Source organism: Vibrio sp. 10N.261.55.C5, from assembly GCF_041470505.1.
GTDB lineage: Bacteria > Pseudomonadota > Gammaproteobacteria > Enterobacterales > Vibrionaceae > Vibrio > Vibrio crassostreae_C.
On record NZ_JBFRMS010000019.1, the window covers coordinates 16,152 to 29,293 of the forward strand.

9 protein-coding genes and 1 pseudogene are annotated in these 13,142 nt (G+C 44.4%); 6 read left to right on the forward strand and 4 right to left on the reverse strand.

What is annotated here, in order from left to right; translation table 11 throughout:
- Positions 1–85: 85 nt before the first annotated feature.
- Positions 86–1,948 carry a DUF294 nucleotidyltransferase-like domain-containing protein gene (locus AB4263_RS09805; RefSeq protein ID WP_372098158.1) on the forward strand — a complete coding sequence of 621 codons (1,863 nt, stop codon included), beginning with the start codon at positions 86–88 and terminating at the stop codon, positions 1,946–1,948.
- Positions 1,948–2,691, forward strand: a complete 744-nt coding sequence (locus tag AB4263_RS09810; RefSeq protein ID WP_229647044.1) for a 3'-5' exonuclease — start codon at positions 1,948–1,950, stop codon at positions 2,689–2,691. The genes AB4263_RS09805 and AB4263_RS09810 overlap by 1 nt, the downstream gene beginning before the upstream one ends.
- 134 nt (positions 2,692–2,825) lie before the next feature.
- Here AB4263_RS09810 and AB4263_RS09815 read toward each other — a convergent pair whose 3' ends face one another.
- The 3 genes from AB4263_RS09815 to AB4263_RS09825 all read right to left on the reverse strand — a co-directional run bounded on the left by AB4263_RS09815 (position 2,826) and on the right by AB4263_RS09825 (position 5,318).
- Complete coding sequence (locus AB4263_RS09815; protein WP_102428441.1) at positions 2,826–3,500, reverse strand: oligogalacturonate-specific porin KdgM family protein; 675 nt, start codon at positions 3,498–3,500, stop codon at positions 2,826–2,828.
- Between the two features lie 76 nt (positions 3,501–3,576).
- Positions 3,577–3,732, reverse strand: coding sequence for a hypothetical protein (locus AB4263_RS09820; protein ID WP_229647043.1), 156 nt, complete (start codon positions 3,730–3,732; stop codon positions 3,577–3,579).
- 974 nt (positions 3,733–4,706) lie between these two features.
- The gene (locus AB4263_RS09825) at positions 4,707–5,318 is read right to left on the reverse strand and encodes a toxin-antitoxin system YwqK family antitoxin (RefSeq protein ID WP_017061462.1); all 612 of its coding nucleotides are present in this window, start codon (positions 5,316–5,318) and stop codon (positions 4,707–4,709) included.
- Positions 5,319–5,827: 509 nt separating this feature from the next.
- Here AB4263_RS09825 and AB4263_RS09830 point away from each other — a divergent pair.
- Both AB4263_RS09830 and AB4263_RS09835 read left to right on the forward strand, forming a co-directional pair.
- Positions 5,828–7,600, forward strand: coding sequence for a sodium:solute symporter family transporter (locus AB4263_RS09830; protein ID WP_017067389.1), 1,773 nt, complete (start codon positions 5,828–5,830; stop codon positions 7,598–7,600).
- Positions 7,601–7,685: 85 nt separating this feature from the next.
- A complete protein-coding gene (locus AB4263_RS09835) occupies positions 7,686–9,302 on the forward strand; it encodes a polysaccharide lyase 6 family protein (RefSeq protein ID WP_017069965.1) in 1,617 nt (538 codons plus the stop codon).
- 167 nt (positions 9,303–9,469) lie between these two features.
- Here AB4263_RS09835 and AB4263_RS09840 read toward each other — a convergent pair.
- A pseudogene (locus tag AB4263_RS09840) lies at positions 9,470–9,983 on the reverse strand (peptide-methionine (S)-S-oxide reductase).
- A 225-nt stretch (positions 9,984–10,208) separates the two neighbouring features.
- Between AB4263_RS09840 and AB4263_RS09845 the strand changes: the two are divergent.
- Positions 10,209–11,324 (forward strand): YcjF family protein, encoded by a 1,116-nt coding sequence (locus tag AB4263_RS09845; protein ID WP_372098159.1) that lies wholly within the window; start codon positions 10,209–10,211, stop codon positions 11,322–11,324.
- Complete coding sequence (locus AB4263_RS09850) at positions 11,311–12,987, forward strand: GTPase family protein (protein WP_372098160.1); 1,677 nt, start codon at positions 11,311–11,313, stop codon at positions 12,985–12,987. Before AB4263_RS09845 ends, AB4263_RS09850 begins: the two co-directional genes overlap by 14 nt.
- Positions 12,988–13,142: the final 155 nt, after the last annotated feature.

Below are 13,142 nucleotides of genomic sequence, written 5' to 3' on the forward strand. Positions count from 1 at the left end.
ATGTGCGTTGTTTTGCTAAAACCGCTAGTAACCAGCATTGTTAGTTATATAATAATACTAATCAAATTAATGCGAGTGTGATTATATGCCTCAGTCTCTATTGCCAAATATTCTTCAGTTCATCGGTCAGATAGACCCTTTCGATAAGATCCCTAAAGAAGCGCTTCGTGACCTCGCTTTTAATGTTCAGATTACCTATCTAGCCAAAGGGGATGTCGTCGATCTATGCGAGTCAGGAAAAGAAAAGTCGCTCTATATCATTCGAACAGGATCTATGGAGCAAAGAAAATCGGACGGTGTGCTTCGTGCCCGTCTAGGCAGTGAAGATTTGTTTGGCTTTACGTTCTTAGATTCTGAAGTCAACGACGAAAAAGGCTATAGAGCTGTCGCAATCGAAAACACCTTACTTTATGTGATTCCACACTCGGCACTTCAAACGCTTTTCAAAGCCTTTCCAAGTTGCGCAGAACACTTTGCTTCACAGGCGCAGGTTCGCTTGAAGTCGGCACTGGATGTGGTCTGGTCGAATAAAGAGAAAGGCCTGTTCATTCGTAAAGTTGAGGAAGTGGCAAGCGGGCAGGTGGCAATTGTTAAGTCTGAGCAAACCATCCAGTCGGTTGCGGTTGAAATGCTTCATCAACGCTCACCGTGTGCCGTGATCTATGAAGGTGAAACCATTGTTGGTTTGATCACCGACCGAGACATGACTAAGCGAGTGATTGCCCACGGCGTGAGTACTGATAGCCTGATCTCAGAGGTAATGACGCACTCTCCACTTACTGTAAAACCGGATGATCTGGTGCTGCATGCGGCCTCTATCATGATGCAATTTAATATCCGTAACTTGCCCGTTGTGAAAGAGAATAAGGTCGTTGGTCTTCTTACTACGTCTCATTTGGTTCAAAACCACCGTGTTCAAGCGATATTCTTGATCGAGAAAATCAAATACGCGGGCAGCGTGAAAACCATGTCTTCGTTCACCTCAGAGCGACAAGCTATTTTTGAAGCGCTGGTGGAAGGTAAAGTGGCGCCTGAAACCGTCGGCAAGGTAATGACCATGATTATGGACGCCTACACCCGTCGATTGATTCAAATAGCGATTGATAAGTTAGGCCCACCACCGTGTGATTTCTCTTGGATCGTAGCCGGATCGCACGCACGTAATGAAGTGCACATGTTGTCGGACCAAGACAGCGCGATTGTTCTTGCTGACGATGCAACCGACAGTGACCGTATTTACTTCAAACACTTAGCGATGATGGTGACCAACGGCTTAGCAAGCTGTCACTACCCATTATGTCCAGGTAATTTCATGGCTGCGACGCCAAAATGGTGTCAGCCACTCAGTGTATGGAAGCACTACTACAAGAAGTGGGTGGCTAACCCAGAGTACGAACGCTTGCTTAATATCAGTGTGTTCCTAGAAATTCGTACTATCTACGGCAACAGTGAGTTCGAAGGTATTCTGCGCGATGAGCTGCATAGCAATATTCGCGGTAACCGTGAGTTTTTAAGCACGCTAGTGAAAGACGCGGTCAATACCAACCCGCCACTTGGCATCTTCAATAGCTTAGTGCTAGAGAAGTCAGGTGAGAATAAGAAAACGTTGAACGTGAAGAAGTACGCGATCAACTTGATTATCGACTTAGCGCGTATTTATGGCCTTGCTGTGGAGTGCGATTTGTCGGCGACTGACGAACGTTTCGCTGCTGCCAATGAAAAAGGCATGCTGAGCGACGATGCATTCAAGAACATTCTGGGTGCTTACCAGTTCATTCTCTCTTTCCGTTTTGGCCATCAACTTGAAGCGCTGAAGAACGGGGATGTGCCTGACAACAACATCAACCCAGATAGCTTTGGTAGCTTTGAGCGTAAACACTTGAAAGATGCCTTTAGGATCATTGCTGACCTTCAAGAAGCGGCGAAAATTCGTTTCGGAGCACGTTAATGAAGCTATGTTCAACTAATAAATGTTTAAAACGAATGCTAAACTATTTTCACCCGCTTGAACGAATTAAACGCAAGCGTAAGCAATATTTGGGTACGGTTAAGCTGCCAGAAGCGTTACATGATCTGGTAGAACAGCCTTGTCCTGAAATGACGGATTTGGCCAAAGACAGCGACTATATCGTGTTGGATCTCGAAACCACAGGCTTAGACAGCGAACAAGACCTTATCTTATCTATGGGGTGGGTCGATGTGGTTAAAGGGAGAATCGATTTAGCGTCAGCCAAGCATATTTATCTGAATAACGATTCGCAGATCAACGCTGAAACCGCTGTTATCAACCATATTACGCCGCAAATGTTAGAAGAGGGCGCCTCTATTCATGATGCGATGCTGACGTTTTTCGAAGCAGCAAAAGGCAAGATCATTGTCGCACACGCTTGTGTGGTCGAAGAGAAGTTCATTAGCCAATACCTTCTTCGCTGCTACGGTTTAAGAGCGATTCCTCTGCTTTGGCTTGATACCTTGTGTATTGAGAAAAGCATGGAGAAAGCGATCAGCAATCATGAAGAAGTCGATTTAACCTTGGCAGGGACTCGCGAAAGGTACGGGCTTCCTGAGTACAACAGCCACAATGCATTAGCCGATGCCGTTTCGACAGCGGAATTGTTTTTGGCTCAGCAGAAGCGAGTTGTGCCTAACGATAATGTGACCGTTGCCTTTCTCTATCGGATTAGTCACTAGGAAAAAGAGCTGCAAGTGCGCGGCTCTTATTTTACTGATTTTAAAGGAAAAAAAGCCAGCGATTAAGCTGGCTTTTGTTTAGGTCTTAGAAAATTAGGACAGTAATTATCTTAGATTATTCATGTAGCTATCGATTAGAAGCTGTAAGTAATACCTACACGGCTACGTAATTGACGGTCACGGCTGTCTTGAACGTTACCTAACTCAACGTATGGACGCCAGCTCCAGTCAGCCTCTTTGTAGCCCACTTTAAAGTTGTAATCCCACTCGTTGTCAGCACCACCGCCGCCAGTCCACTCATTGTCAATGAAGTCTTCTGCGTAGTTAGCTTCAAAGCCGAACTGCCATGCATTCCAGTTGTAATCGATGTTACCTGTAACTTTACTGCGGTTCTTATTCTCGTTTGAAGAGTCAGATGTGTAGTCACGGAACTCGTGACGGTAGCGAAGTTTCGCCTTTAGGCCTGATTCGAAAGAGTATTGAACACGTACTTGCGGTTTGTAGGTTACGCTATCAGAACCAAACGTTACTGGCATACTTGGTTGAATTAACCAGTGCTCGTTAAGCTTGAATTTGTAACCGTATTCGAACTCGTTGTCTGCCGCTTCCCAACCAGAGAAAGGCTTACCTTTTTGCTTTATTTCAGCGCCGAAGAAGTGGTTATCGACAGAACCGCTCATCTTGATACGACTTGCCCAGTCTTCTGAGCCATGTTTGTACTCTTGGCGCGCGTCGAGTGATGCGGCAGACACGCTGCCTGCGAAAAGAGTCGCTAATACTGCAAGTGTTACTTTATTCGTTTTTATCATTGTTATTGTTTCCACTGTATCTAAATAAAAAGAGGTTACTAAAGGACCAACGTTGAGCCCTTTGTTGTATTTGGGATTATAGTTTTGGGTAAAGTAGTTCTACGTCTCGTTGAGCCCACACTTCAGCTAGCTGCTTCTTGACTGTGAATTCGCTGAAATCGGTCTCTGTTGCTAGTTTTACCCATTCAGGGTTTTCCATAGCTACGCCAGCTTTCAGGTAAAGCGGAGTCATACGTTCAACGCGACGACGTTCGTCTTTCTGTGTGTATGGCCACTCTTTCTTTTGAATTAAAATACTACAAATATGCTAGCGATTAGAATGGTGATGATCTGTGAACTTGATCGTGTTGTTAGGACAAAACCACTATTTACAAAGGGTTACAAAATCGAGTTGTTTCGTTAAGTTGATGTTTTTTAGTGATTTGTTTGGCTATTGATAATGGTTTTGAAGAGTTTTGTTCATCAATAAATGTGCGCTACAGCAAAAAATTGAACCTTTAGATACCATTTTTATTTGTAATACATTATTATTTACTAACTTTCTTTAGCAACACATAACTTTGCTGTGTTGATTGCATGAACAGACGGTGTGAAGCCGAATAAGTAAGAGTGGTCTTGAAGCTAAATGGATTAAATCCACCGCTTTAAGAACATGAGACATTTACTTGAGGTGATTTAAAACTCAATCAGAGAAGGTTTGAAATGTAGTAGGCAAGGTAGTGACATAGCCTGCTATATAAGTATGAACTTGATAGGAATGAACTGGGTTCGAATCGTTACCCGTTGTTCTCATCAGCGACAAAGAAGAAATCGTTGAAGTGCTTGCGAAAGCATTTTGATTATTGCTCCCAACTATTCTAATTATAACTTCTGCTTTCATCTAGAAAGGTAGGAGATGGTAGTCGAAGATCTACCCTTGCGCTCATGTTGATACAGGCAACATGAGCGTTTTTTTATTTCAAATTTGAGTAGAGAGTCGTGTGCGGCTCAATAAGCGTGTAAACCGCGGCTTAAGAATAGGCTTTTAGGTTGATGACAACACGCTTAAGTGAGTCTGTGACAGCATCAAAGCCACGAACATTCACGCTTAATCACATGAATGTTCGTTTCTCTTCTCTTGTCTCTTAGTTGCAGACGTGTAGCTGCAAACTTTAACAGCAGGCGTTTAGTTATATCAAAGAGCTCCGTGAGAGCTGTTCTTGAGGCTTAGCTTTCTGTAGGCATCCACACCTGTTTAGAGGTGACTTTGTGATCTTTAAAGGTCAGTTCTTCAACTTTGTCACCGTTAGTATTCCAGCGAGTAAGTTTTCCGTTCGCGACTTCACCTTCATCAAACTTCGCTTGGCTGGCCTTATTACCGTTCGGGTAGTAGTCCGTTACCAATCCATCTTTTTGTCCGTCGCTGTATTCAGCTGTCAAGCTTTGTTCCCCATTGGGATACCAGCGAGAGGCGGTGCCTGATAGTTCATTGTCTTTATAATTGAGTTCTGCTTTTTTCTGTCCGTTTGGATACCAGGTTTCAGCTTTGCCTTGCAGTTCACCTTTTACGTAATTCACTTTAGAAGCGACTTGGCCATTCGGATACCAGTTAGTTTCTAGCCCAAGTTCTAAGCCATCGGCAAACTGAGCTTGGGTCGCGACTTGGCCGTTATCGAACTTCTCTTCAAATTGACCAGTGAAAGGTTTTGAATGGTTTACTTGGTAAGCCACGCCTTTACGCATCTGTAAGTAGTCAACAGCATCTTCACGCGGTGTTGCTGCATAGCTCATAGAAGATACCGTACTAAGAGCAATTAAGATTGGAACGTATTTCTTCATAATGACACCTTTTTATTGGACGGGGAAAGTGTAACGGGTGTGTTAAAAGCATTTCACTTCCGTGTATCCCTGTCAGTATCTAATAGTGGTTTTCAAGTTTTCATTATTGGCTGCCTAATATAGGGAACTTTTAAAAGCAAATCATCGATTTTATTTGTACTACAAATGCATTGGTTTAATTCATTTTTATAAATTATATCTAACGATATTTTTGCTGCTCTTCTTTAAGCTTTGATCGTCAAGAATAATAGTTTTTAACGATGAATCTTCGATTTTTAGAGACTTTGTTCATGTTTTTCGGGGTTTTGGTCGAAATTTAGTGCGGATAACTGCACTGACTTGAGGAATTGCGCTCCTAGGTGGTGCAACTTTGAACTCGATCACTTGTATGATTAATTGAGTGTCAGACTGTAAGATCACTGTCACGCATTTGGATTATTGTAGTACAAATATACTTGCCATTTATTTATAGTGACCTCAACAAAAAAACATAAATAAAAGGTCTAACGATGGAACTCAATACCCTGATAGTTGGCATCTACTTCCTATTCTTAATTGCGATAGGGTGGATGTTTCGAACGTTTACAAGTACGACAAGTGATTACTTCCGTGGGGGAGGTAATATGCTGTGGTGGATGGTAGGTGCAACCGCATTTATGACCCAGTTCAGTGCTTGGACATTTACTGGTGCAGCAGGTAAAGCCTTTACCGATGGCTTTGCCGTAGCGATTATCTTCATCGCGAACGCATTCGGTTACCTAATGAACTACCTTTACTTCGCTCCGAAGTTCCGTCAACTGCGTGTTGTGACGGTAATTGAAGCGATTCGTATGCGTTTTGGTAAGGTGAATGAGCAAGTATTTACTTGGTCTGGTATGCCAAACAGCGTTATCTCTGCAGGTATTTGGTTGAATGGTCTAGCAATCATCGCATCGGGTATCTTCGGCTTTGATATGACAACGACGATTGTCCTAACGGGTCTGGTTGTACTGGTGATGTCAGTGACGGGCGGCTCTTGGGCGGTAATCGCATCTGACTTTATGCAGATGGTTATCATCATGGCAGTAACGGTGACATGTGCAGTCGTTGCTATTTACCACGGTGGCGGTGTTACGCAGATCATTAGCGACTTCCCAACGGATTCGTTCATCACGGGTGACAACCTTAACTACATGAGCATCTTCAGCATCTGGGCTGTGTTCATCTTCTTAAAGCAGTTCAGCATTACCAACAACATGCTTAACTCTTACCGTTACCTTGCTGCAAAAGATTCAAACAACGCACGTAAAGCAGCACTGCTTGCTTGTGTACTAATGACGCTTGGTCCAATCATCTGGTTCATGCCTTCTTGGTTCATGGCTGGTCAAGGTGTTGATTTAGCAGCTGCTTACCCAGAAGCTGGCAGCAAAGCCGCTGACTTCGCTTACCTTTACTTCGTTCAAGAATACATGCCTGCAGGTATGGTTGGCCTTCTGATTGCCGCTATGTTCGCAGCAACAATGTCTTCAATGGACTCAGGTCTAAACCGTAACTCAGGTATCTTCGTTAAGAACTTCTACGAGCCGATTCTTCGTCCTAAAGCGACAGAGAAAGAGCTAATGGTTGTTTCTAAACTAACGTCTACCTTCTTCGGTATCGCGATCATCTTGGTTGCTCTGTTCATCAACTCTCTTAAAGGTCTGAGCCTTTTCGACACCATGATGTACGTGGGCGCATTGATCGGCTTCCCAATGACAATTCCAGCATTCTGTGGCTTCTTCATCCGTAAAACACCGGATTGGGCAGGTTGGGGCACGCTAGTTGTAGGTGGTGTGGTTTCTTACTTCGTTGGTTTCGTTATCACTGCGGACATGATTCAAAACTGGTTCGGTCTAAATGAACTAACTGGCCGTGAGTGGGCTGACCTGAAAGTGGCTATCGGCCTTATCGGTCACATCATATTTACTGCTGGCTTCTTTGTTCTTTCAACACTGTTCTACAAGCCTCTTGCTGAGCACCGTGAGAAAGACGTAGACAAGTTCTTCAACAACCTAGCGACGCCACTAGTTGCTGAAAGTAATGAACAGAAGAAACTGGATAACAAGCAACGTCGTATGTTGGGTTCACTTATCGCGGTAGCGGGTGTGGGCGTAATGACTATGTTCGTACTGCCAAACCCAATGTGGGGACGCATGGTATTCGTTCTGTGTGGCTTGATTGTGTTCTCTGTTGGTCTGTTACTTGTTAAAGCAGTCGATGACAAAGTCGAGCAACAAGACGAAGTGACTCCAGCCGAAGGCTAATCTAATTCGCATCCTAAATAACATCACGGCCACCTGAACGGGTGGTCGTCATTTTTATAATCCAAACTTTAATGTGAGATGTACGATGAACAAAAAACTATTATCGGTAAGCATTATTAGCGCGTTCACACTCGCTTTTGCAACAGGCTGTACAACACAAGAAAAAACAGCACCCGTAGTCAGTGTCGCTGAACAAGCTACGCCTGCTGTTAGCGAAATTGACCGTAGTTACCTATTGAGCAGTGACCGCTTAACAGAGGTAGATGGCGACACTTTAGCCGTTGCTTCGGAAGAGCAAGTGGCTGCGCTTAAAGCACAATTTGAAAACCTAAAAGATGGCGACGAAGTGGTTATCCCTGCCGGTAAATACGCGAACTTAGGTCAAGTGACGATCACGGCGAATGACATCACTATCAAGGCTGAGCAAGCAGGCTCTGCGTGGATCACTGGTTTGATTCAGTTTGAACTGAAAGGCGATGACATCACGCTTGATGGCTTGGTATTTACTGAGGGCGGTCCTAACGAACGCTTTGGTGCAGTACGTATGATGGGTAATGGCAACACGCTGCAAAACTCAACATTCTACTACTTCAACCATGATTACACGTACGAGCCAGACGAGCGTCGTTCTGAGTATCCAAAGTACCTATGGGTTTCTCTATGGGGTAAAGATGGCAAAGTCATCAACAACCGTTTCGAAGGTAAGCAAAAACGCGGCACTTTGATCGGTGTACAAAAAGATGACACAGCCGACAACCACCTGATCGCAAATAATATCTTCATGGATCAAAAGCCTAACCAATTCAATGAATTCGATATCAAAGAAGCGATTCGTTACAACGGCAACAGCTGGGAAGCGATCCGTATTGGTGATTCTAAAGCTTCACAGTGGGATTCAAGTTCTAAGTTCGTGAACAACCTGATGATCGATATGGATGGTGAGCGTGAGCTTATCTCGATTAAGTCGGGCGACAACACGATCTCAGGTAATACTATTTTCCAAAGCACCGCGCTTATTTCACTGCGTCACGGAAAAGGCAACACGGTTGAGAACAACATGATTCTTGGCAATGGAAAGCGCCTAACCGGCGGCGTCCGTATCTACGATGAAGATCATGTGATTCGCAATAACTACATTGCAAACACTCGAGGCCGCGATGGTTTGATCGAAGGCAACGCTGACCTACGTGGCGGCATTGTTATTAACACAGGTATTATCGACGTAGCGAATGGTGAGCAGCTAGATCAATCGGTGAAAGGCAAAGAGCTGAACAAGCAGTGGACACCGAAAAACATCACCATCGAGAATAACTCTCTAGTCGACACTGAGTGGGGCATTGTTTACGGCAACCAAAGCCACCGTGTAAGTTTGTTTGACAACGCAGAAGTGGAAGGCATTTATGCGGGCGTTGATGTGGCGTTCAAACACAACGTGGTTGATAACTCGCAATCTCCTGAGTTTGTAAGTGTGCGTGCAACGCAAGATTACCCATTAGTCGGCGCAACCTACACAGACGAAACTTACGTAGGTCAAGTAACGGATTCTGGGTTGATTGAAAGCTATTCGGTTGAACTGCCAAAAATGACGGTTGAGAACGGTATCAACGCTTATCAAGGCGAAGGTGCAGACGTGTCTAAACTTGCGGTCGTGACGGCTGAAACAGCGGGTCCGGACTACGTGCTTGAGAATACGACTAAGTAAGTTATTGGCTATGGGTCATTACTTAATGGCTAATGCTTAATGGTTTGAGCTATCAAATCAATTCACGATAGCTGTCTTGACCATTAACACTTAAAAAGCCTCAACAGATAATGTCTGTTGAGGCTTTATCGATCTTAGGTTGTGACTATCTCGATCTTACGTCGTGACTACTGTGATTTATACTTATGCAGCAGATCCCAAGGGATATGGCATAAGTGATGATCTTCAGGAAATAGGCATCAAATGATGCTGGTGGATGTCGTCGCTGGCAACATAATTGGTCAATGGCAATATCTCGAGTGCGATACGGTCGGCGTCGTCACGAGAGGCAACATAGTGCTTAGCTTCGGTTAAGTGTTCTGCATTAGTGCTGTATACACCTGTGCGGTATTTCTCTCCGACATCGACACCTTGTTTATTCAAGCTGTAAGGGTCGATAATCTCAAACAAGTGTTCCATCAAAATCGTGACTGACGTGATGTTTGGATCAAATTCAATTTGTACGCACTCCGCGTAGCCATTGTAATCGCTTTGTCTGCCGTCGCTTTGTGTCGTTTTGTTCTCTGTTGGCTGGGCGCTTCCATTAGCACGGCCTGCTTCTGTGCTGATAACACCAGGAACGTACTTAATAAATTCTTGTACACCCCACAAGCAGCCGCCAGCTAAATAAATTTGTTCCATACTTCTCTTTGAGCTCTCTGTGTTTGTTGATGTTCGTTAGGTACCCGAATCAATACGATGATACCCGTACGTATAAAAATGAGCGCGCAAATAAAAACAAGCGTTTAGGCATTGTAAACCTGTGCGACTGAACAAACATAAGTTTAATATGATTTGTGATTATATAAGTCAGTATTGCTTTGTCATCAACTCGAATCTCAACATCAAGTGAGCGTTACTCTAAACATGTTTGATCAAATAAAAGACTTCATTAATCCGAGCAAGAACCCAGACTTGACTCAGGCTCATGAATATCAGCGCAAGCATCTTCCTACATTGTGGCTGTTGGGCAAAACGGGGGCGGGCAAGTCATCGTTTATTCAAGCGGTCACGGGCGACTCTTCTGTAGAAGTGGGCAATGGTTTTGCGCCTTGTACCATGACGGCGATGTCGTATGAGTTTCCGCAAGACATACCCGTGATGAGGTTTCTTGATACCAGAGGACTCAGCGAAGCGAATTACGATGCGAAAGAGGATTTGGAAGAGATTGGTCAGGCAGGTAATGCGTTAGTCGTTGTAATGAAAGCCGACGAACCTGAACAATCCGCTGTGCTTACGGCTCTAAAACAGATTAAGAAACAGAAGAAGATTAAACACTTGTTGCTGCTTCATACGGCGGTGTTGTCTTCCAGTGAACCAGATCGAGCAAGGCAAATTCAGTTCAACAGCAACCAAGTAGAGAAGGCTTGGGGTAAAGAGTTTGAATCGGTAGCGGTCGATTTCGAAACGGATGACAACGCTATGTCTAACAGCGAAGCGGTTTACAACTATGACATCTTGTTAGAAAAGCTGAGCAGTATTCTTCCGGTGATAGGAATGATGGTGCAAGACAAAGAACATTCCACGCAAGAAGAAGCCAACTTTGATCAAGTAGAAAACGAAGTGCTTTGGTTTGCAGGAAGTGCCGCAGCGAGTGACCTGATTCCGGGTGTTGGTTTGGTGTCGGTACCTGCGATTCAAGCCAAAATGCTTCACAGCTTGGCCAATCAATATGGGGTCGAATGGAATAAGAGAGTCTTTAGTGAGTTGATAGGCACTCTGGGAAGCAGCTTTGCTTTGCAATACGGAATGAAGCTGGGCACTCGACAGTTGATAAAGCTGATTCCAGTTTATGGTCAAACGGTAGGTGCGGTGGCTGCAGCGGCAATGAGTTTCGGCACCTCTTATGGTTTAGGTCGCGCGGCTTGTTTTTACTTCTATCATAAGAACAAAGGTGAAGAAGTGTCTGAACAAGAGATGCAGAAGATCTACAAAGAATCTCTGAAAAAAGGAAAGGCGGCGTCGGGTTATGAAGAAAATTAGAAACCTATTTCGATTACTGGCGGTGCTATCGAGCGGACGCTGGGGCATTGCCCTGATTTCGGCGATCTTCCCAAGCATTATCATGATGGGTTTTGGTGTCTTCTTGGCGATCAAATACGGTTATCTACTCGAAATGTCGATTGCCATTGCCGTGAGTACCTTGGTGTTCACCATTCCTCTGTTCATTTCAAGCCGCTCTTCACGCCGATCTTCAAATAAAGAGCCCTTCTCAAACAAAGAGAGTGACGACCTTGGTGAGGATGTTTCTGATTCTGAATCACAACATAACAAAACTGATATCAACGATGCATTGGTTAAGGCTTCGGCTGATTGGTCTCAAAAAGAACTGTCGATTTGGAATGATTCAAAACACCATGTACGCCAACAATTAATGGTCGACATAGAGTGGGGCAACCTAGACCAAACCGGTTTAGAGGTACTTGAATTTGTTGCGAGAAAGTTTGATAAGAAATCACTCGATTTTTCGATTCCTGAAGGGCTAAAGCTGTTCGAAGAGGTCAGCCGACGCTACAAATTGGTAGTGCGAGAGCATATCCCCGGCATTGAGTATCTCAAGGTTTCTTACATCAAAGCGGGCTACGAAGCCTACGATAAATACGGTGAGCTAGGACAGAAGATCTTCAAAGCGGCTATTTGGGGTAACCACCTTAAAAACTTGTATTTGAATCCACTCAAGGTGATTTCTGATTTAGGACGAGAACAAGCGACAGCAACGATGACAAGGGGTGTGGTTGATGACATGCAATACGCCGCCAAACAAGCCTTGTTAGATGAAGTTGCGGCGGTGGCGATTGACCTCTACAGCGGACGTTTCAGCATTGAAGATGAGGCACTTAAAGTGTCTGATGTTTCTGAACTCGACGAACAACGCTTTGCTCCAGAGCTAGAGCCTGTGCGAATCGTGCTGGTGGGACAAACCAGTTCGGGTAAATCTTCACTTATCAATGCACTCAAGCAAGAGTTGGTTGCAGAAGTGGATGTGCTGCCATCAACCGACACTTCAACGGTGTATAACGCGTTTGTCGACGACAATGATGTTCGCGTTGTTGATCTTCAGGGGCTTGATGGCAATCCTAAAACCGAAGCCTTAATGCTGAAAGAGATGACCCAAGCGGATGTGGTGCTATGGGTGCTTAAAGCCAATCAGTCTGCACGTGATTTGGATAAGCAATTGAAAGATAGATTTGATGCTTTCTATGACGATCCTAAGAACATCTCACGCAAGAAACCGATTGTGGTGTCGGTTGTGAATCAGGTAGACAGATTAAAGCCTGTAGACGATTGGCAGCCACCGTATGACTTAGAGAATCCAACATCGACCAAAGCGAAGATCATTGCTCAAGCGCTCGAATACAATCATATATTGCTGCAAACCGATATCGTGTTACCGCTGGCGATTGCGCCAGAAAAGGTACAGTTTGGTTTAGATACTTTAAGGCAGACGTTGATCGAGCGTATCGCTGACGCAAATAATGTTCAGAGAAATCGCCAACGTTTAGAAGCCATGAAAAGAGGGACGTCGGTTAAAGGCCAACTGAATAAAGCGGTCAAGGCGGGTAAGAAGGTTGCCCCCAGAGCTTTGAAATCAGCGACGCCAAAACTGGCTGAAATGGCCATCAAGCAAGTCGTGAAGAAGAAGTAAGTCATTCATTGCGAATACAGTTCTGGTGAGGTTTGAGCCTCATCAGAATTTATCTTTTCTAGATCGGCGAGTTTTGGATCTTGGCTTTATTAGATGATGGCTTTTTTAGAAAACAGCTATCTTCGCCCCTTATTAGGCTTTGTTTCCTAAATCAG